This window comes from Thiohalobacter sp. IOR34 (assembly GCF_030406045.1).
Taxonomy (GTDB): Bacteria; Pseudomonadota; Gammaproteobacteria; order Thiohalobacterales; family Thiohalobacteraceae.
The window spans coordinates 1,964,034-1,982,925 of record NZ_CP128988.1 but is presented as its reverse complement, the minus strand read 5'-3'; the positions used below and the strand labels follow the sequence as shown (position 1 = coordinate 1,982,925).

At 60.2% G+C, this 18,892-nt stretch carries 20 protein-coding genes and 2 pseudogenes; 4 read left to right on the top strand and 18 right to left on the bottom strand.

Annotation, left to right across the window (positions count from 1 at the left end; genetic code table 11):
- Nucleotides 1-78: 78 nt before the first annotated feature.
- The 4 genes and pseudogenes from QVG61_RS09160 to QVG61_RS09145 form a co-directional block, all read right to left on the bottom strand.
- Complete coding sequence (locus QVG61_RS09160; protein WP_289930328.1) at nucleotides 79-297, bottom strand: hypothetical protein; 219 nt, start codon at nucleotides 295-297, stop codon at nucleotides 79-81.
- Nucleotides 298-1,046: 749 nt separating this feature from the next.
- Nucleotides 1,047-1,595, bottom strand: a complete 549-nt coding sequence (locus QVG61_RS09155) for a DUF3275 family protein (protein WP_289930327.1) — start codon at nucleotides 1,593-1,595, stop codon at nucleotides 1,047-1,049.
- Between the two features lie 114 nt (nucleotides 1,596-1,709).
- Nucleotides 1,710-2,123: pseudogene (locus tag QVG61_RS09150) on the bottom strand (STY4534 family ICE replication protein).
- A 268-nt stretch (nucleotides 2,124-2,391) separates the two neighbouring features.
- Nucleotides 2,392-2,628 carry a helix-turn-helix domain-containing protein gene (locus QVG61_RS09145; protein ID WP_289930326.1) on the bottom strand — a complete coding sequence of 79 codons (237 nt, stop codon included), beginning with the start codon at nucleotides 2,626-2,628 and terminating at the stop codon, nucleotides 2,392-2,394.
- A gap of 143 nt (nucleotides 2,629-2,771) precedes the next feature.
- Between QVG61_RS09145 and QVG61_RS09140 the strand changes: the two genes are divergently transcribed.
- Both QVG61_RS09140 and QVG61_RS09135 read left to right on the top strand, forming a co-directional pair.
- Nucleotides 2,772-3,104: a type II toxin-antitoxin system RelE/ParE family toxin gene (locus tag QVG61_RS09140; RefSeq protein ID WP_289930325.1), complete on the top strand. Its 333-nt coding sequence runs from the start codon at nucleotides 2,772-2,774 to the stop codon at nucleotides 3,102-3,104.
- Nucleotide 3,105: 1 nt separating this feature from the next.
- Nucleotides 3,106-3,387, top strand: coding sequence for a helix-turn-helix transcriptional regulator (locus tag QVG61_RS09135; protein ID WP_289930324.1), 282 nt, complete (start codon nucleotides 3,106-3,108; stop codon nucleotides 3,385-3,387).
- 32 nt (nucleotides 3,388-3,419) lie between these two features.
- Here the strand turns inward: QVG61_RS09135 and QVG61_RS09130 are convergent, their stop codons facing one another.
- The 12 genes from QVG61_RS09130 to QVG61_RS09075 form a co-directional block, all read right to left on the bottom strand.
- A complete protein-coding gene (locus QVG61_RS09130) occupies nucleotides 3,420-3,875 on the bottom strand; it encodes a hypothetical protein (protein ID WP_289930323.1) in 456 nt (151 codons plus the stop codon).
- Nucleotides 3,876-3,948: 73 nt separating this feature from the next.
- Nucleotides 3,949-4,740 (bottom strand): ParB/RepB/Spo0J family partition protein, encoded by a 792-nt coding sequence (locus tag QVG61_RS09125; RefSeq protein ID WP_289930322.1) that lies wholly within the window; start codon nucleotides 4,738-4,740, stop codon nucleotides 3,949-3,951.
- Between the two features lie 153 nt (nucleotides 4,741-4,893).
- A complete protein-coding gene (locus QVG61_RS09120) occupies nucleotides 4,894-5,289 on the bottom strand; it encodes a single-stranded DNA-binding protein (protein WP_289930321.1) in 396 nt (131 codons plus the stop codon).
- A gap of 81 nt (nucleotides 5,290-5,370) precedes the next feature.
- The gene (locus tag QVG61_RS09115; RefSeq protein ID WP_289930320.1) at nucleotides 5,371-5,751 is read right to left on the bottom strand and encodes a hypothetical protein; all 381 of its coding nucleotides are present in this window, start codon (nucleotides 5,749-5,751) and stop codon (nucleotides 5,371-5,373) included.
- Nucleotides 5,752-5,839: 88 nt separating this feature from the next.
- Nucleotides 5,840-6,661 carry a PFL_4669 family integrating conjugative element protein gene (locus tag QVG61_RS09110; protein WP_289930319.1) on the bottom strand — a complete coding sequence of 274 codons (822 nt, stop codon included), beginning with the start codon at nucleotides 6,659-6,661 and terminating at the stop codon, nucleotides 5,840-5,842.
- Between the two features lie 72 nt (nucleotides 6,662-6,733).
- Entirely contained in the window at nucleotides 6,734-8,155 is a 1,422-nt protein-coding gene (locus QVG61_RS09105) for an STY4528 family pathogenicity island replication protein (RefSeq protein ID WP_289930318.1), read from the bottom strand.
- Between the two features lie 16 nt (nucleotides 8,156-8,171).
- Nucleotides 8,172-8,777, bottom strand: coding sequence for a DUF2857 domain-containing protein (locus tag QVG61_RS09100; RefSeq protein WP_289930317.1), 606 nt, complete (start codon nucleotides 8,775-8,777; stop codon nucleotides 8,172-8,174).
- A gap of 23 nt (nucleotides 8,778-8,800) precedes the next feature.
- The gene (locus QVG61_RS09095) at nucleotides 8,801-10,462 is read right to left on the bottom strand and encodes a ParB family protein (RefSeq protein WP_289930316.1); all 1,662 of its coding nucleotides are present in this window, start codon (nucleotides 10,460-10,462) and stop codon (nucleotides 8,801-8,803) included.
- Complete coding sequence (locus QVG61_RS09090) at nucleotides 10,462-11,307, bottom strand: ParA family protein (RefSeq protein WP_289930315.1); 846 nt, start codon at nucleotides 11,305-11,307, stop codon at nucleotides 10,462-10,464. The genes QVG61_RS09095 and QVG61_RS09090 overlap by 1 nt, the downstream gene beginning before the upstream one ends.
- Nucleotides 11,308-11,368: 61 nt before the next feature.
- Nucleotides 11,369-12,025, bottom strand: coding sequence for a FlhC family transcriptional regulator (locus tag QVG61_RS09085; RefSeq protein WP_289930314.1), 657 nt, complete (start codon nucleotides 12,023-12,025; stop codon nucleotides 11,369-11,371).
- A 16-nt stretch (nucleotides 12,026-12,041) separates the two neighbouring features.
- Nucleotides 12,042-12,335 (bottom strand): flagellar transcriptional regulator FlhD, encoded by a 294-nt coding sequence (locus QVG61_RS09080; RefSeq protein WP_289930313.1) that lies wholly within the window; start codon nucleotides 12,333-12,335, stop codon nucleotides 12,042-12,044.
- A gap of 170 nt (nucleotides 12,336-12,505) precedes the next feature.
- A complete protein-coding gene (locus QVG61_RS09075; protein ID WP_289930312.1) occupies nucleotides 12,506-12,838 on the bottom strand; it encodes a hypothetical protein in 333 nt (110 codons plus the stop codon).
- Nucleotides 12,839-13,010: 172 nt separating this feature from the next.
- Here QVG61_RS09075 and QVG61_RS09070 point away from each other — a divergent pair.
- Nucleotides 13,011-13,610: pseudogene (locus QVG61_RS09070) on the top strand (hypothetical protein); the annotation flags it as partial.
- Nucleotides 13,611-13,871: 261 nt separating this feature from the next.
- Here QVG61_RS09070 and QVG61_RS09065 read toward each other — a convergent pair.
- Nucleotides 13,872-14,647 (bottom strand): IS5 family transposase gene (locus QVG61_RS09065; RefSeq protein WP_289930007.1). Its coding sequence is split into 2 segments (ribosomal slippage): nucleotides 13,872-14,332 and nucleotides 14,332-14,647, totalling 777 coding nucleotides; the frame shifts between segments, so codons are not numbered across the junction.
- Nucleotides 14,648-14,708: 61 nt separating this feature from the next.
- On the opposite strand from QVG61_RS09065, the gene QVG61_RS09060 reads away from it, so the two are divergent.
- A complete protein-coding gene (locus QVG61_RS09060; RefSeq protein ID WP_289930311.1) occupies nucleotides 14,709-15,308 on the top strand; it encodes a TM0106 family RecB-like putative nuclease in 600 nt (199 codons plus the stop codon).
- Between the two features lie 430 nt (nucleotides 15,309-15,738).
- Here the strand turns inward: QVG61_RS09060 and QVG61_RS09055 are convergent, their stop codons facing one another.
- Nucleotides 15,739-18,780, bottom strand: a complete 3,042-nt coding sequence (locus QVG61_RS09055) for an SbcC/MukB-like Walker B domain-containing protein (protein WP_289930310.1) — start codon at nucleotides 18,778-18,780, stop codon at nucleotides 15,739-15,741.
- Between the last annotated feature and the right edge of the window lie 112 nt (nucleotides 18,781-18,892).

Below are 18,892 nucleotides of genomic sequence, written 5' to 3'. Positions count from 1 at the left end.
GCACCACGGCCCCGTGGGGCATGGCGATGCCCCGCGGGGTCGATGGAAGGAACGGCGGCCTGGCGGCCGCCCGTATCCTCAGTTGAAGTAGATGTGTATCCCCTCGATGCCGTGCTGGTTCAACAGCTCGATCTCGAAATCGGGGAACGGTGCAGCGGCCGTGCAAGACGTATCGGCTGTTTCGACGGTGGCATCCATTCGCTTGGAAAGCGGTTCGATGCGGCACGCCGTGTTGCCGATACTCAGCAGGCCGTTACTGGATTGCAGGTTTACCTGTTCGGGGGTCTTGAGTGACATGTGTTTCTCCTCTGTTGGTTGTGCCTCCACGATGGAGGTCCCCAAAACAGCCTGTGGGAGGCCGCTTTGGTGGACCCCCGCAGGGAGGCGGTAGACCGCCCAGGAGAAACCGACCCCCGGACCGGGAGTGGAGACTCCCGGACAGGGACGTTGAAAAAAGACCGACGGTCCCCTTATGAAACGGGGACCGCTGCACCTCCTTCCCGGCCAGACCAAGGTGCTTTCAGGGCGCCCGCCCACAGCGGGGCAGGCAAGGGTGCCGGACGAGGCCGGCAGGGCGCGACTGAGAGTCGCCACCACAATCGTTGCGAGTCTTTCCGCAAGGTTCGGCAAAGGTCGGAACCGCAAGCCCTGCGGAAAGACCCCCGCACGCGGGGATCTTCCCGTCGTCAATCCTGTTTCAAGTGCGCCGTTGTCGGGGTGTTGCCGACGTGGGCAGTATCGACCGGTCTGAGACCGGCAACCCCGCGCGATGGAAACAACGCGGTCCTGCCGTGCGACCGGGTTGTCTCGTGTCGCCGGACCCGTATCGGGGTGGTGGGTCCCACATACATGGGCGCGGTCTCTCCGCACAAAGGGACCCGCCTTTTCCCGACAGCGGGCGGCCGGTGACGATTGAGGCAGAAGGCCTTGCGGCCTTCCCGCAACCCCCGCCCGGGAGGCTCCGGGAAGGCCGCAGACCTTCCCCGGTCACCGGTCCGAAACCGCAGTCCGGAAGGGGCAGGATGCCCCTTCCGGCCGGTCGTGGATCAGGCCGCTTCCTCTTCGGCCGGCTTTTCCCAGAACTGGCCCAGGGGCCGGAACTGATAGCCCAGGCTCTTGAGCCGTTCCTTCTGCCGGCGGAAACGGGCTCGGTCCACGGTGGGGTCGAGCTTGACCTTCGCGCCCAACGGCCACAGTTCACCGAACAGGCGAACGTCAGGATCCTCATCATCCCCCTCGGTGGGCTCGTCGCCGCTCGGAGCGGGCTGCGGCATGGTGGCCGGTGGCGTCTCCTCGATGGGATCGGGTTCCACCGCGGGGGCCACGTCCTCGGCCGTGAGTTCGTCGATCCCGGCCAACGCCATGGTCTCCAGCGTGGCCCGGACCTCAACGACCAGGCGCCCGCCGGCCAGGTAGTAGGAGGGATAGATACGGCTGATGCCGAAATCCCCCTCGTACTTGCCTTCCTCGTACTGGTCGAGGAGCGTGTCCTTGACGGAAAACTCGCCGAGATCGGTCACGAGCCGGCCGACATTGAACGGGCCGTTACGGCCGTTGATGGTACGGATGGTCAATACGCCGCTGAGTTTGAGCATGGTGCATCTCCTTGTGTCTTGAAAAAAACGGGGAGACGCGTCCCCCGGGTGGGGAGAGGGTCTCCCCGTCGGGGTGGTTGAATGGAACAGGAGCAGGCCCCGTCCGGATGCGGATCAGGCGGCCTGTTCCTGGTCGGCGGAGGGCAGGGTGACCGGTTCACCGTCCACCTTGGCCCAGCCGATCCTGAGCAAGCGGGCTTTCAGGCTGATACCGGTCTGACCGGCTCGCTCACCGCGCTCGTAGGTGAAGGTTTCCGCATACAGGTCGCCGATCTTGAAACCCACCAGAACAGTGCGCCCGTCCTCGATGGCAGGCTTCAACTGACGGACGATATCCTGCGCCGTCTGGCCGGACACCCGGCAATCGAAGCGGGTGTACTCGACGCTGTCGGCGCTGCCGTGCAGAGCGGAGATGTCCACCGCCAGAAACGGTCAACCCCGCTCGGGCTTCACTTCCCGGACCCGGTTCAGGTAACCGATGCCGGTAGTATGAAGATCGAAGTACTTGGGTTGAGATGAGTTTTGCATGGTGCATTCTCCTCATTGGTTGAAAAACACCGGAGAAAGCACAGCCCCTGGACGGGGAATGACTTCCCCCGGCAGGGTGGATGAAGGGTGGATCGACGGCCCTCAGGCCGCCGCGCCTGTCTCGCGATCCGACAAAGGCGCATGGGACGCCGGAAAAACCGGCAAGGGTACCGTTAAATCCGCAACGGTGACGGTAAAACTATCTTGAATCTAACAGATGTGAGGGGTGCATCAAGGCAAAAACGTTATCGACGATTCAAAGCAATTCTCAGTACCCCATGTCGAGGTCCTGGGCTTGGGCGGTCAGCGCATCCAGGCAGCGGGCACGCAGCCGTTGGCTGCGCTCCTTGTATTCCAGCACGTCCCGGAGGCGCAGCCGGCATTGACCGCCCCGGTTCCGGGCCGGGATGTCACCCTGTTCCAGGAGCCTGTCCAGGTAAGACCTGGAGACGTTCAGGAGGTCCGCGGCCTGGCCTGGGGTGAGTTCATCGTCAGGCGAGAACATGGTAAATTCAACGAAACTTCCGATAACGTATTGATTTTAAAGGACTGGGTTAATTTCATAGTATATTATGTCGAAAACATCATTTCGTTCAAAGGGTTGCAGTATGTACCAAATATGGTACACTTTTCCGCGTGGATGCCGATATGTCTCTTGAAGTGGTTTTCTACCGAACGGAGTCGGGGAACGAACCGGTCCGTGAGTGGCTGAAGGGTTTGAGCAAACAGGACAAGAAGGCTATCGGCGGCGATATCAAGACGGTTCAATACGGCTGGCCTTTGGGCATGCCCGTGGTGCGGAAAATGGACCATGGGCTTTGGGAAGTCAGGTGCCGGCTCGATAAACGCATCGCCAGAATCCTGTTTACGGTGAAAGGTGAGCAGATGATTCTTTTGCATGGATTCATCAAGAAGTCACAGAAGACACCACAAGTAGACCTGCAACTGGCCAAAGACCGCAAAGCCAACCTGGAGAAGTGATATGAGCAAACACATCGGTAGTACCTTTGATGATTTTCTTGAAGAGGAAGGTGTGCTTGCGGAAGCGGAAGCCATTGCCGTCAAGCGCGTGATCGCTTACCAGCTCAAGGAACTCATGAAGGAGCAGAAGCTGACCAAGACCCAACTGGCCAAGCGGATGAAAACCAGTCGCTCCGCCCTGGAACGGCTGCTCGATCCCGACAATCCTTCGGTTACGCTGCTGACCCTGGAGCGTGCCGCCAAGGCCTTGGGTAAGAGCATCCGGGTCGAGCTCGCGGCCTAGTCATTAACCACTGGAAGCTCAAGCTCTTTGGCTTACATAGCCGATTGAGCTACGAGTTTCCGGAAATTACGAACATTGAACGCACCGCGCTTGTTCAGTCGCATGCGTCTGGCCACATCGAGAACCTCTGAGGGGATAGTGATTGCGCCCTCGGTCTCATTGGACGGCTGACACCACGGTCGCAGCCCATCCTCCCGTACAAGGTCCATGAGCGCCCAGAAGCGCCACATGAAGCTCATGAATTTCGTTGGATCGTTGAAGCTCCGCTTGACTGCAAACATGGCGCGATTCATGGGACAGTCCGTGAAGCTAACTTTCATCTGCTCGCCATCCTCCTCGATATGGATCAGCCCAATTTCCTCAGGGTCAGAAGCCGGTATCAGCGAGGATCCCGCCGTCATGGCTATTTCGAGGTGTCGGCAGAAATCATCAAACTCAAATTCAATAGCATTCTCTGGTCGTACGAGCTCAAATTGAAAGTCAAACATAGGGGGCTCCTTGTGGTCCATAGAGTTTGGAAAATGCCGTGAATCTTATTTGGCTGCGGATGCATTACAGCGCCTACCCGTGGAATCCCAGCCGTTCCAGAATCCCCTCCAAGGCCTCCAGAGAGTGGAAGGTGAACGAGATCCGCCCTCGGCCACGTTCCGGCTCATAGTCGACCCGGGTCTCCGCGCCGACGATTTCACCCACCCGCTGCTCGAGGCGCACGATGTCGGCGTCACGCCGGCTGTGGGCGTCTGACCGCCGCTCGGGTGCGCCGTTCAGGGCGCGGATCCGCCGCTCCAGCGCCCGGACCGACAGCCCCTTGTGGATGGTTTCGTCCGCCAGACGGCGCTGCATGGGCTGCGGCAGTCCTGCCAGCAGCTTGGCGTGTCCGAGGCTAAGCCGGCCGTCCTCGACCTGGGCCAGGACCGGAGGTTCCAGTTTCAGGATCCGGAGAAGATGCGTGATGCTGTCGCGTGAACGGCCGAGCCGGCGGGCGGCCTCCTGGTGCGTCAGCCGAAACTCGCTGATCAGGCGCTCCACGCCGCGCGCCACCTCCACGGGGTTGAGGTCCTCGCGCTGGATGTTCTCCACCAGGGCTTGGACCAGGGTGGAGCGGTCGTCGGTGGATCGTACCAGGGCGGGGATGTGCTGGAGTCCCGCCAGTTGGGCGGCGCGCCAGCGGCGCTCGCCGGCGATGATCTCGTAGCGTGTCGGTGCCGTGTCGGGGAGGGGGCGGACGATGATCGGTTGCACCACACCCTCGGTGCGGATGGATTCGGCCAGCTCCGCAAGCGCCTCGGAAGTGAACTTGCGGCGGGGTTGGTAGCGCCCCGGGCGAAGCAGGTCCACGTCGAGTTGCCGCACGCTCGTCTCAACCCCAAGCCGTTCATGCGGCGCCGTCGCGGTTCGGTGCCACGTGGCACTCGGAGTCGGACGGTCTACCTCGGCATTGCCGTCCACGGCGTGTTGTCTGTTGCCAGCCATGGTTTACAGGGGTCCCCGAGCGATCCTGATCCATCAGTCCGATTCCTCGTCGTCCACCGGGTCCGACTTGGAGCGCACGGTCAACTCGTCGACGCACAGCAGGTCCACCGTGAGGTAGTCGGCATCGAGGCGCAGCTGGGTATGCTGCTCACCCTGGTCGTCTTCCCAGGTCTCTTCCCGCAACCGGCCGCGGGCGAAGATGCGGGCGCCCTTGGGCAGCAACTTCGCCGCCGCCTCGGCCCGCCAGCCCCAAATGCTGGCCGTCACCCAGAAACCGCCACCATCCGCGAAGCTGCCGTCCTCCTGTTTGACGCGGCGATCGAAGAAGATCCGCATGTCGGCCACGGGCCGCTGTTCGCCGTCCACTTCGACATGTTTCAAGTCAGGGGCATTGCCCAAATTGCCGGTACCGCTGAACAATGTACTCATCTCGATTCCTCCTGGGGTCAGATTGTCACCACCATGGCATCACAGACACCTTGGGCCGCACAGTGGAAACCGTATTTCGATTCACGGCGGGTTTTCGTTCTGGCAGGTGCGAAGCGCCTCCAGTTTCACCAGGTAATCGCGCAGCCGCCGCAGTTCGTGCTGGCAAATGCTGGAGGCGAGGTTCAGTTCCAGACGTTGCCGCTCGAAGCGCAGGATCAGCGGCCGCACGACCGGTGGCAGCCTGGCCAATACCCGCTGGCCCTGGTCGGTGGTAGTGAGCTCGAAGAACGTCTGGCCGCGTCCATTGTTGCCGGTCGCACGCCAGCGCAGATTGAAGTAGCCGCCATGATGGTGCACCACCAGGTGGGCAACCCGCGGGGAACGGAAGGTCGCCTGGAACTCCTGCGCGAGCTTGCGCATGCGTGACTCGATCTCCGCCTGCTTCCTCTCCAGTTCCCGCATACGAACCCGGGCGCCCCCCTTACCCTTAAAGGGTAATAAAGGGCCTTTTGTGTCCACTCGTATCACTTTCGAATTCCCCCGCTGTTATCTACTCGCCATGGGCCGCCTGCGTGTCGCCGGTGGCGCGAGCAGAAAGGAAGCCTTTGCTCACTGGCGCAGCCGACGTTGATTGATTCCGGATCTCCGGGGCGTGGCGGGCTCGGCGCGTGCCGTCCAGAACCTCCTGCGGCAGTTCCCCCATGGCGGTACGCGCCGCCTGGGCGCGCTGGTTGTCCTGGCGCACATCGTTGCGATCGACGGCACAGTGTTTCCACTGGGTGGGAAGCAGGAAGGCGCGGCGGATCAGTCGGCCGCCTCGGTGCAACATCTGCTCGGCGGGGTCTCGGCCGAGCAGGCCGACGTGCCGGGCGGTGAGCACCGCGCAGACCAGTTCGTCGTAGTCGCCCACCAGATAGGCGCCCATGTAGCCGTAGGGGTTGGCAAACTGGAGCGGAACACGGGCCGGTTTGAGGGAGTGGGCGATGGCGATCTCCACCCCACGTGTCGAGCGCAACAGCTCGTCCATTTCGGTTCGCATCTTCTGGATCTCACTGCGGCCGGTTTCGAGGGCCTCATGGACTTGCAGCAGAAACCAGTCCGCGTAAGGGTCGTCCAGCATCGCCGAGACCCAGATGCGTTTCATCAGCATGCCGAAGCGGACCAGCCCGATGATGCCGGGATGCTCTCGGGATTGCCTGCGGCCGTAGACCAGACGTTGCGCCTGCCGGGTTTGGATCACCAGGCAGGCGTCGCCGCGTAGGGTGCCGGGACGATCCGCGGCGGTCTTGTAGTCCACGGCCGGGTCCGCGTTGTCGGGAAGTTCGCGGGGCGTCTGTTCGTCCGCGTTGTCTGCCGTCGTCGTTTGGGCCATAAGCGTGTTCCTCCATTGTCAGCGGATTTCGATGTGCCACGTGGCACCTGTACCGGGGTGATGGCAGTGCCATCACCCCGGTGGCTTGAATCTTTCGCGCGAATCCTCCGGTGGGCCGGTCGCAGGACTGATGGCACTGCCATCAGTCGAGTCGTTGTGCAAAGTGATGGCACTGCCATCACTCCGAGGTCCGTATGTCCGATGGGTTGAGGTCTGGATTTCAAGCGATGGGTTGATGGCACTACCATCAGCCGAATGCTCGTGAGAGGTGATGGCACTGCCATCACTTGCCCCCTGTGTCCGGGATTCCCGGTCTGGGCTCGGTCGGCCAGGGTTTTCGAGCAGGGTCTGCATGTGGGCCAGTGCACGTTCGCGGCTGATCTCTTCCAGCCACTTCAGATGGGCCTCCTGGCGACGTTGCTCCCGGGCCTTCAATCCCAGGCTGGTGAGGGTGAACGATCCTTTGCGGGCCGCCTTGCATAGTTGCGCCAGGTAGCCGATGGGGTTGTCGATGGGTTCACTCTTGCGCTTGGCAGCGAGCAACCGGCCGGCCAGTTCGTCCAGGATGTCCTGTCGCATGGTCTCCGGCGCATTGCGCAGACAGATCCTGGCCAGACGGAGTTCGTTCGGCGTCAGCGACGAGGGGAATGCGAGCGGGCTCTGCGTGTTCTCTTCGCGCGCACGCGCGTCAGACTTTTCTGGGTTCCCTGTTGTTGTAGTAGTTGTTTTTTTATTTATATAACTACAACTACTACTACGTTCCGACTTCAAATTTTGAAGTGGGTGGGACTTCAGATTTTGAAGTGGGGTGACATCAGGCGCCGACTTCAGATTTTGAAGTTGGCGGGAGGAGAAGCCGAAGAAGCGGCTCGCCTCGCCTTGCAGGGTCCGGATGGCCTCCAGGCGCCTCTGCATTGGATTGAGGTGCGCGGTGCCACCGTCGCCTTCCTGGAGATCCTCCTCGATGGTACCCAGTACGGCGGCTGCAACCTTCCGTACCTGGGGATGGGCGTGGTTCTGTGCCTGCTCCAGAAACTGGATGTAATCCCGGTCGAGATAGAGAGTGTCGGCCAGCGGCAGGGGCTCGTCGTGAAGGGCATAGATGTTGCCACGGAAACGGCCCTGAGCATCACGCACACGCCGGCAAAGCGAGAGCCAGCGGGTGGCGCGCAGGATCGCCATGGATCGGGCGACGGTGGCCTCGGAGCCGACGTTGGCGGTTCTTGCGATCTGCTTGTAGGTGGGGAAGGCGGTCGGGTGGGTGCCGGCGGCGGCGATCTTGATCACACCCCAGATGCGGGTGTCCACCGGCTGGAGCACCGGGTCCTGGAAGATCAGCCGCGGCATGGCATCGTGCCAGTTGCCGAGGAACAACAGGCCGTCGGCTGGAGCGGCGCTGCGGGTCTCGGTGGTCAGGAGCCGTTCCACGGTCGCCTGGATGAAGGCATCCAGGGCATGTGTTTCAGGTCTGATCTTTCCGGTATCGCGCTCCACTCAGTTCCCCACAGGCTCATTGTTCGTTGGTCTTGAGCCGAACGACCTTGCTGGCATCGTCCGATTGCTTCGCCGGCAGCAGCCCGGTAGCCTCCCAGGATCGGATCAACGCCCATACCGTGTTCAAGGGCACGCCGGTTGTCTGCCCGACGTGCAGGTAACGCGCTTCCACGGGGTGGTGGGCGTTGGCCTGCCAGGCCTTCCAGACGCGCTGCTCGTCGTCTTCGGACGGTGCGGGCGGTCGCCCGATGCCGGTGCCTGTCATGCCGAGCAGTTTGCGGCGGGCGGCGTATTCGGCGTTGGTCATGCCGAAGAAGGCCCGCATCATGGCGAGGGGTGCGCGCAGGCGGATGAGTTCGTTCTGCAGGGCATCGTGACGTTTGTTGCGTTCCATGTGGTCCAGTACCCGGTCGAAGCAGGCGGGGTCCACGGAGATGTCCATGAAGTGCGTGCGTACCTGGCTGATGTGATAGAGATCGCGCAGGGTGAAGCGCTCCAGGCGGGCGATCTGGTCCAGCCGGAAACCCAGGTCCAGCACCGAGTGGATGTCCCCTTCGGCCAGGGTTTCCGTGACGTAGCGCAGGGTGTGGAACACCAACTCTGCGTGTGTCGTCTTCGGCATCGTCCACCTCGCTTCCGGCACCGTTATCCGTCGGTCTGCCACAGGGCCAGTCCGCCGTCGTCATCCATCAGTTGCCGGATGCGGCGGCAGGTCTGCGCCAGGGCCAGCAGGTCATCAATGGTGGCCTGCGGGACCGATGGGTTGTTCAGCAGTTCGTAGCCGAGCGCCTTCCAATCGGGTTCACCAACCAGCGCCAGGGCCTGGGTGTCGTTCTTCTCCAGGATCAGGTTGCGCAGCAGCAGGTCGTCGGGGATCCGCTCCATGCGTTCGGGCTGTACGCTCTCCTCGGAAAAGCTCAACAGGAGCCACCACACCCATTGGCGGTAGAGTTGGCGGAGGGCGTCTTCCTGGCCCGCGACCGGGATGATGGATTCGCGCGGAATGTCCACCAGAAACCCCATGCCGAGTTTGCCGGCGGGCGTGATGCAGTCTTCCAGGTCGTGTCGCTTGGCGATCTTGAGGGCGAGCACGTAACCCCGGCCGCGTAGCGACTTCAGATCGCCGGGTCCGTTGTAGGACGATGCGTCAGATTGATGCGCGTCGTCCCTGGCATGCTCTCTTCGGGCAGCCTGCGGCTGTCCAGTTTCGCTACCGGCGAAATTGTCCGGGGAGGGGGTTGACGGCGGCGCTTTCTGAGCCGGGCCTTCTGATTCCGAATCGGTCTCACCGGGCGGTGTCGGGCGTGGTGGCTCCGCAGGCCCGGGGGTTTCCGCCTCGGGGGTCGTAGTGCTCGGTGGCGTCTCTCCTGTGGCTTCTAGCGTTGTGGCAGGCTCGGGCCGGGTGTCCGTGGCCGGGCTCAAAGTGTTCTGCTCGTTGGCGCTACTGGCCAGTCGCGCATCGATCTCCAGCCGCACGTGTTTGAGAGAGAGGCCCGTGGCCTCGGCCATCCGGGTTTCCAGCTCCCGCTGCACCGCATCCAGTTCCCAATGCGGACCGTCATGGGCGGCCAATGCCTCGTTGAACAGCACCTCGAACAGCTCCGGCGCCTTATCCTGGTCGTTCCAGAAGCGACGGCAGGCGGATTCGAGGCGCCGGATCCGGCGTATCTGCGGTGCCCCCATGCCGGCGCGCAGCGCCTCCGGGATGAGCGGGAGCAGCACGTCCACGGCGTAGTCCATCCGGGAGATCATGCTCTGGTCCAGCGTGTATCCCCGTTCCCGCAGTGTCTCCGCCAGTTGTCGTTGAGAGAGCTGCGCCGATTGCTCCGATTCCAGCACTTCACGCAGTTCACGCACGCCCAGGGCCTTGTCGATGAAGGTGAGCGCCCCGCGTTTGTCGTTCTCGATCAGGTGGGCGGTGAGGACATGGGATTCGGAGACCCAGGGCCGGAACAGGCAGTGGATGCGATAAAAACGTTCGTCGTGAGTTTCCGCCCACAACTCCTTGAGTATCTGCAGGCGGGTGTTACCGCCGGACTCGACCATATAATAGGTATCCCCCGGCCGGCGGGTGATGGTCAGCGGATTGTTGAGCCCGCCCTGGGCGCGGATGGACGCCTTGATCTCGTCGTAGAGCGGGTTGCGTTCCTTGCGGGGATTGCGGTCGTAGGGCTGGATGCGGTCGATCTCCAGCAGCATCTGCGTGGTGTCGAGCGGATCCGCCGGCGGCAGTTCGCGGCTTTGGCCGAAGTGACCCTCACGGAGCATCGACTGGATCTGTTCACTGGTCGGGTGCTTCCTTGCCATCAGCGTGTTTCCTTTTGTGCCGACAGGCTTTCGCAGTCGAGCTTCTTGTCCGACAAGTGCGGGAAGAGTTCAGAGACCAGGGTCAGCATGGCGTCGCGGGCACTGAGTGTGGGTCCTTGCCGTCGGGGTTCCCATCGGTGCACCGGCACCCGCGCGGTGGCCGCCTCCCGGTAAGCGACGGTGTTCGGAATCACCGTGTCCAGGATGGTGATGGCGCCCTTGCTGGGACCGTAGGCCTCCCGACACAACTCCTGGGCGATGCGACGTGCGTCGACGGTCCGGTCCATGCGGTAGATGAGTCCGCGCAACGGACCCAGCGGCGCACCGAGGAAGGCCATCGGACGCAAGCGGTCCAGCATCTGCACTGTGCCACGAGCGAACTCCCGCGCCGAGAGGATTTCCGGCGGGATCGGGGAGACCAGGAGATCTGCGGCAAGGACGGCGGAATCCTGTAGCGGTCCGACAGCGCCTTGCGTATCCAGCAGGATGAAATCGTAATCCTGGTCGAAGCGGCCCAGCAGGTGCTTCAGACGGACACGCCCATCCGGCGTGTGCAGGATCCAGTTCTGCAACATCCCCTCTGGATCGTCTGAGAGGATGAGGTCTAAACACGGGATCGCTGTACGGCTGATGACGCCCTCGACTACACCCTCCGTGATCAGCGAGGACAACCCTCGTTCGGCTTGTTGCTCCAGAGGGTAGTAACTGGACAACGTGGGTTGCACATCCGCATCCACGAGCAATACCTTCTGCCCGAGATCGGTCAGCAGGCCACCCAGATTGGCGGTCAACGTCGTCTTGCCGACACCTCCCTTGGTGCTGGTGATGGTGATTTTCAGGGCCATGGGATCCTCCAGGGACGTGGAGAACATGCCGGTTCGGGATTTCGATGGGTTTCTCTCTCGATCAATGCCGGATTCCTCCGTTATCGGTGTTTCCGCAATCGCCACAGACCACACGCCGGCGTCCTTTGGGTTGCGGTGCCAACGGCGAACCGCACTGGGAGCACCGGTGACGGTGATAGAGCCGGCAGCCGGGACAGGCGATGCTGTTGCTGTCCACTGCAGACAGATAGGTCATGCCACAGAACTCGCACACGCATTCGTGCCATATCTCCATGGCGACAAGGCGGGGTACGAATACCGTGCGAGTCAGGTCGAGCAAGGGTTCGCGTACAAGTTGGATGTACGCTTCAAACACATCGATCAGGAGGCGAGCAGCGCTTCGCCTCGTTTGTGACAGTCGCCGGTGCAGCCGCCAGACGAGCGTGGCCTGCAACATGCGCACATCGCTCTCCCTGTACCAGTTATCGGTGAAGGGCATCTGTCCTGGCGGTGAGGGTGCACCGTTGTACTGCCGATACAGGCGATTTACCGTGGTTTTTTCAAGTTGGGTGAGTTGACAGACGAGCCCTGCCCGCGCGCCGAGATGAATGAGATGGATGGCCTCCATGATTCTCGTGGCATAGCCACAAAGTTCGACATCGCAGCCGGCGCGGGCGACCCGCTCACCGCACGGTGGCGGGATCGGGAGAAACAGGGCCGAACAGACTACGGAGTTCATTCACACGTCCTCTCCTCTATGGCACCGTGATCAACGGAGCGTGTTCCATAATGGCCTCGATTTCCTCCGCGCGGCCTTCACGTACGGCCGTAAACAAACGCGACCACCACCATGCTTCCTGGCGCGGAAGCAGCAACGGTTGTTTGATGAGGGAAACATGTGCGAGTTCTTTAGGGGTCAACCCTGCCAGCAGACGGGCCATCTCATCTGGTATGCCGAGCATGGTTGCAACGAGTTCCGGATCTTGTTTGGCGAGATCACGGGCCTGGATAAAGTACTGAAGATTCACTTGTGAAAAATCAAAACTCATGGCTACAACACCTCCTTGCAGGTAATGACAGCAGGTATTCCCTTATCGGTGAGGTAGCCTTCTTGATCGGCTCTTAAGGCGGAAAAATGTGTCGATTTGTCGGAAAAAATGGCCAAATTGTGTATTCGTGCTGGCATTTTCAGTACTTCATGCGTTGGTATTAGTTGTATTTATATACAGGTTAAAGAACGCTCTTGAGTGGGTAACGAAACATCGGTTTCAGTGCGGCGTTTCTTCTCGGTGGTTGAAGGGTTTTGATGTCGCTTTGTCTCTATTCCCTGATCAATGATTTCTGCGACCAACCGTGCCTCGAAATACACTCGACGCCCTAGCTGTCTCCTGGCGGTTGCCAATGCGACGGCCAGTGGATGTCGCTTGCGTGCAATGGCCATACGCACACCGTTTGGTGTGGTGTGCATCACTTCGGCCAAGTGCTTGAGTGTCAGCAGCGGTCCATAGTGCGTCAGAAGATATTCATAGGTTGAAGAGATTGTTTCGCTCACTGTTTGTGCTCCACAGTGCTTGTCGCGGTAGCTATGCTAACCATTGGTGGGGCGGCAAAAACGACGGAAAGACGGCCAGAAGGGAGCCTCTTTCTGGGTTGAAAAAGGCGCTAACTTGTGGTAGCGGGTTTTACGGGTGATCTATATCTGATGTGGGAACCAGGGGGATGGAATGGCCACTCAAATTACAGGATCCATGCTCTATGACTTGGTGCACTGTCCACATCGGGTCACTATGGATTTGTTTGGCGATACTTCGAAACGGGATGAGATTAATCCTTTTATCCAGCTCTTGTGGGAGAGAGGGAACGCCTTCGAGCGGGATGTTATTCGTGCTCTGGACATTCCATATGTTGATCTTTCCCTCTACGCAGGTGATGAAAAGGAACGATTGACTGAAGAGGCGATCCGGCGTGGTGAACCACTGATCTACAGTGGTCGTATCCAGTCTGATGACTTGCTAGGGGATCCGGATTTGTTGCGCCGTGAAGGGGATGGCTACGTGCCAGGAGACATCAAGTCCGGTGCTGGAGAAGTGGGCTCTGAGGATGATGGTAGACCGAAGAAGCATTACGCCATGCAGCTTGCCCTCTATGTGGATATCCTGGAGCGTAAAGGGCTGTCTGCCGGTCGCCGTGGATTTATCTGGGACGTTAATGGTCGGGAGATCACATACGATTTGGCCGCACCTCAAGGTGTGAGGAATCCTCGTACACTATGGGACGAATACCAAGTATATTTGGCTACCGCGCGCGAGATTATTGCCCGATCCGAGAAGACGTTGCCGGCCTACGGGGGGACGTGCAAGTTGTGTCACTGGTATAGCGCGTGCCTCGACGAACTTCAGTCAACCAACGATCTTACCCTGATCCCGGAACTTGGGAGATCGAAGCGTGATGCTATGGTCGAGCATGTTCAGACCATCCACGAATTTGCTGCCAGCGAGCCGTCGCATTTTATTGCCGGACGTAAGGCTGTTTTCCCAGGCATTGGGGTGGGGACATTAGGTAAGTTACATCAGCGGGCGTGTTTATTAGGGCGTGTTAACACTAATCAGTGCGTCGACAATCAGTGCGAAATGAATGAAGAAGATGAAAACGCAATCCAGTTTGTCGAATCGCGAGAAGATCCGGCGAAAACCCTTCAGCCGACGAAACAGCCGTTCGACCTCGTTGCGTTTCTTGTACATCTCTTTGTCATATTCCCACACGCTCAGCCGATTGTTTTTGGGCGGGACGACAGGAAGCATTTCAAGTTCCAATACCAACTGGCGCGTTTCATCGCCTTCGTAGGCTTTGTCCATAATGACATGCGTCCCCTCCCATCCTTTATTTTCAAGGGTTTTCAGCAGCTTTCTTCCCTCCGGCGCATCACCTGCCTGACCAGGAGAAAGCGAGAACGTCACGGCTGTTCTGGCGTCAGCCGCAACCATGTGAATTTTGGTTGTCCAGCCCGCGCGCGATTTACCAATCGATTGTGGACCGTTTTTTTTAATGCGCCCGTTCCATCAGGATGCACTTTGACAGCTGTGCTATCGAGCGATACATGATCCACCTGAATGTTGATGACATCGTTTTCCTGCAGTGCGGCGAACACATGATCCAGGACGCCTTTCTTGGCCCACCGGTTGGCGCGCGTGTAAATCGTATGCCAATTGCCGAACTTTTTCGGTAATCCTCGCCATTTGCAGCCGTGTTCCGCGACATACAAAATGGCATTGAGTACCTGTAAATTGGATATGGAAACGTTACCCCGCTGTTTTGGCAGTAACTTTTCGATGACTTTGAATTCTGCTGATGTAATTTTCATGGATGTAGTATATCAGCATTAGTGTTAACACGCCCTAGTTGATCCTGATGGTACGCCATATTTGAAGGAACCTGTCGAACTGCCGCCTTCGGCACTGGAAATCTTCTTCGATATTGAGGTCGATCCCATGCGGGATATCTGTTATGTGCATGGATTTGTCGAACGGCGTGAGGGCGATAACGACCGGGAACGCTATGTGGCTTTCTTTACTGATACCCCGACGCCGGAGGAAGAGGAGAGGGCGTTTGCAGAGGCGTGGCAATACTTGCAGGAAGCCGGACAGTGTTCTGTTTATTACTACTCCAAGTATGAACGCACGATCTGGCGGAAGTTGCGGGAAAAATATCCTGGCGTATGTACCGAAGAGGAGTTAGAACAGTTTTTTGATCCGGGCAATGCAGTGGACCTCTACTTCGATGTCGTACTCCCGAAGACAGAGTGGCCCACAAAGGACTATTCGATCAAGACGCTTGCCAAGTACCTGGGCTTCAGTTGGCGTGACACTCACCCATCAGGCGCGGCATCCATAGAATGGTTCCACAGATGGGTCGACAGCGGTGATCTGGAAATCAAGCAGCGGATCTTGGATTACAACGAAGATGATTGCCGTGCCACCCGGGTGTTGCTGGACGGAATCAGGGCACTGCCGGTCCAATCATGAGGCGGTAGTGTTGAAACAGCTTCCGTGTACTGATACCGATTGTGTCATGAGTTGGCGTGCAAATCGGTGTGCCCAAAAATGTGCTAGCACAGGATACTACTACCACTAAATTTCAGTATCTTGACGCTCATTATCGTAATTGGCAGGTGCCGCAAGATATTGAAAATAAAAGGTTTATTAATTGCGCTCGTGGCTACGAACCAGGTGGTCGGAGGTTCGAATCCTTCCGGGCGCGCCATCCAATAAAAACAGTAAGTTATGAACGATTTTCCACGCTCGTTCTGACTTGCTGTTGTCTTCGCAGCCAGCTCATCGTTCTGGCATATCAATAACTTGGGTTCTGGTCCGACCATCTGGTCAAAAACCGGGTCTTATGCCGACCACAGGGGGTTGTGCATGCAGGCCGCGTATGGCCGCGCGTGGGCCGAAATCAGGTCGTTTCGGTATCCAGGTTGTCGAATTCGAGTGCGGCCTGGAGCATGACTTCTTCCTTGTGTTGCTCCCATAGCTTGGCGATTTTCTCGTTGTCCAGGATTTCCGACTTGATTTCGACCAGGTCGTTCAGCTCACCCGGTGCGTTGACCGATTTGAACTTGGTGAAGACGTGCTGGTGGGTGAGGATGGGTTTGAAGACACCCGCCGAGCGCGAGGGCACGACGAACAGGATCTGGAGTTTCAGGGAGCGGGTGAGCAGCTTGAGGATTTCCACGGAGCGTTGTTCGTCGGTTTTGGCGAAGGTCTCGTCGAAGAGCAGGAAGCGGCAATGGCGCGGGCTGCGCCGGTCGTTCAACCGGAAGGCGTTGATCACCGAAGCGGAGCGGATGGCGTAGGCCGCGGTTTCCAGTTGACCGCCGCTGCCGGTGGCGTCCTCGGCCAGGGAGATGCGTTCGCCTTCATGCACGCGGTAGATATCGAAGTCGAAATACTCCCGGTAGTCGGCCATGCGCAGCAGCTCATCGCGGACCCGGGTGTCCCTGCCCTGGAACAGCTTGTCCATGATCTCGTCACGGGTTTGGATGTCCTGGGCGTCGAACTGGCTGTCGTCGAAGATGGAGAAGGCATCCTCGTTGAGCAGTGACTTGTCGGCGACGGCCTTGAAGAAACGCCGGTAGGCGCCGTGGAGGCCTTCCCGGTAGTGGGCGATGAATTCATATTGCTCGTCGCCGAAGCGGTGCTGCTGGAGGGTGCGGTTGAGGTCGTCGATCTGCTGCCTGCCGCTGCGGATGTTGGCCATCACCAAGTTGACAAAGTCGTTGGTGACGGCCTTGTCGATCTCCTGTTTGATGTCGGCGAGCTGTTCGCGGATGGCGTTAAGTATGGAGGTTTCGAGCATGTGCAGGCGCGCCCGGACCTCGTGCTGGATGGCCATGAACATGAAGAAACGGGTATTGTGTTCCAGCGTATTGGTATCCAGCGCCTGTGGTGACAATGTAATGGCCTGCTCTCGGGATGGCACCGCGGCGTTGTATTCCCGGATGGCGCTGCGGTAGTTGGGCCAGTGGCCGTTGAACTGCTTTTGCTCGTTTTCTATCCGCGCATGCAGCTCATCGGTATCCGGCGTGTCCCGGTGGGCCTGCGCGGCCAGCGCCTCAATGACGGCCCCGGCATCGTAATCCGAATCTGGCCGGGCGAGGTCGAGGACGATCCGGCGGGCCGCTTCCAGTCCCTTGCGCGCTTCCGCCTGTTCGTTTTCCAGTCCGGCCAGCCGTTCTTCGAGTTGCCTGAGCTTTTCGCCCAGTGCCCCCTTGCGATCGATGGCGGTTTCCTTTTCCTTTTGCAGCGCTTCCATCCTTTCCAGCGCGGCTTGGTAGCGCCGTTCCAGGGATTGGGCTTCGCCCAGGTCCAGGGCCTCGATACGGTCGCGAAGCCGGGTCATCCGTTCGGCCCGCTCGTACAGGCCGATGGCGATCTCCTCCAGGGCGGTGTCGGTCTTCAGCAGGTGGAGGCCGTCGGCCAGGCGGCCGAGGGCGCCCAGCCGTTCGTCGAGGCGGGCCAGCGTCTCTTCGGTTTCCCGTTTGCGGGCCCGCAGGCTTTCCAGCCGGTATTGCCGGGCCTGCCGGCCAAAGGTCAGTTCGTCGTTGCGGGCCTGGCAGGGAAACTGGGTGTAGCCGCTGGAGGCAAAGCCTTCTTTCATGATGCCGCGCGGGGTCCAGCGTAACGTCTCCATATCACCGACCAGCTTGACGTTGCCGTAGGTGCCGAGCAGATAAGCGAGTGCCGTGGGGTCGTCCACCTTCAGGCAGGCTGGCAGGGTGTGTGGTTCTACGGAGCGTTGGGCGGCATCCCGACGCGCCCGTTCGCCCTGGACGATCTTGCAGCGGTGCAGCCGGTGCTGTTTCAACAGCCGGGTGGCGCTGGATTCGTATTCGGGTTCCACCAGGATGACGAAACGGTTTCTGCCCAGATAGGCCTCAATGACCGGCTGCCAGTCTTCGAAGCCTGACGCCATCTCGATCAGCTCGCAGAGCACCCGGGGCCGGGCGCCGGGCTGTTCCCGGCGCAGCAGCGCCAGGGCGGCTTCCGTCTCCCTGGGCAAGGGCGGTTCGCCCCGTTGCAGCCGGTCGAGTTGGGCCTCGGTCTCCTTGAGTTCTCCGGACAGGCGCTGGTGCTCGTCGCGCAGCCGCTGTTGCAGCAGGAGCTGCCGTTCGTCCAGACCGCCGCGCCGGCTCACCCGGTCGCGGATGTCCGCGAGCAGGCGGTCGATCCGGCTGCCGCCGGCCCGTTCGGCAAAGGCGGCGAAGGCCTCAGGCTGGTACAGCCCCGCCTCTTTCTGGATGACCTCCATGAGGTGACGCCGGTACTCACCGATATCGAGTGCCTGCAAGGGCGCGCCCGTCTGCAGGAGTCCTAGCAGACCTTTGGCCAGTTCGTCGTCGCCCTCCGGCACCAGGGATTTCAGTTGCGGCAGGATATTGAGTTTTTTCTGTACGGTTTCCAGGGCGCTCAGTAGTTGCGAGGTCTGATCGAACTGCGCCTGACGCAGGGTTTCGAGCTCTTTTTCCAGCTCGCCCTTCTGGGCCAGCACGGGATGGCCGTCACGCTCGGCCTGGAGGACGACACGTTCCTTGTCCACCTGCTGCAGTTCGGATTCGAGCGCGGCCAGGCGACGCCCGATGCCACGCCGTTCGGCCCGGCTGCTTTCGATTTCTTCGTGTGTCGCATCGCGTTTCTGTTCCAGTTGGTACAGGACGGTCTCCGCCAGCAGCAGCCGTTTTTCCGCCAGGGCCTTGTAACCCCGTTCGATCTGTACACCATGCTGCTCGATGCGGCGCAGCCTGGCGGTCTGGGCCTCGACTTCCTCCGCCTGCTGCTTGAGCTGGTTGAATGTCTGCACCGACTGCACCATGTGGTCCAGGGCGCTGGCGACGTCGCGCCGCTCCAGGATCTCGTCGCGCACGAAATCGTTGATGGAACCGATGGGGCTGTGCGCCATCAGCCGCGACCAGGTGCGGGTGGCCTGTACCGTCTCCATCTCGCTCGCTCACGGCCATGCCCTGGGGATTGCGCAGGTGGCCCCACAGCGCCTTGAGATAGCCGATCTTGTCCCGGTAGACGCGGACGGCGGCGGAACCGAAGCGTTTCTT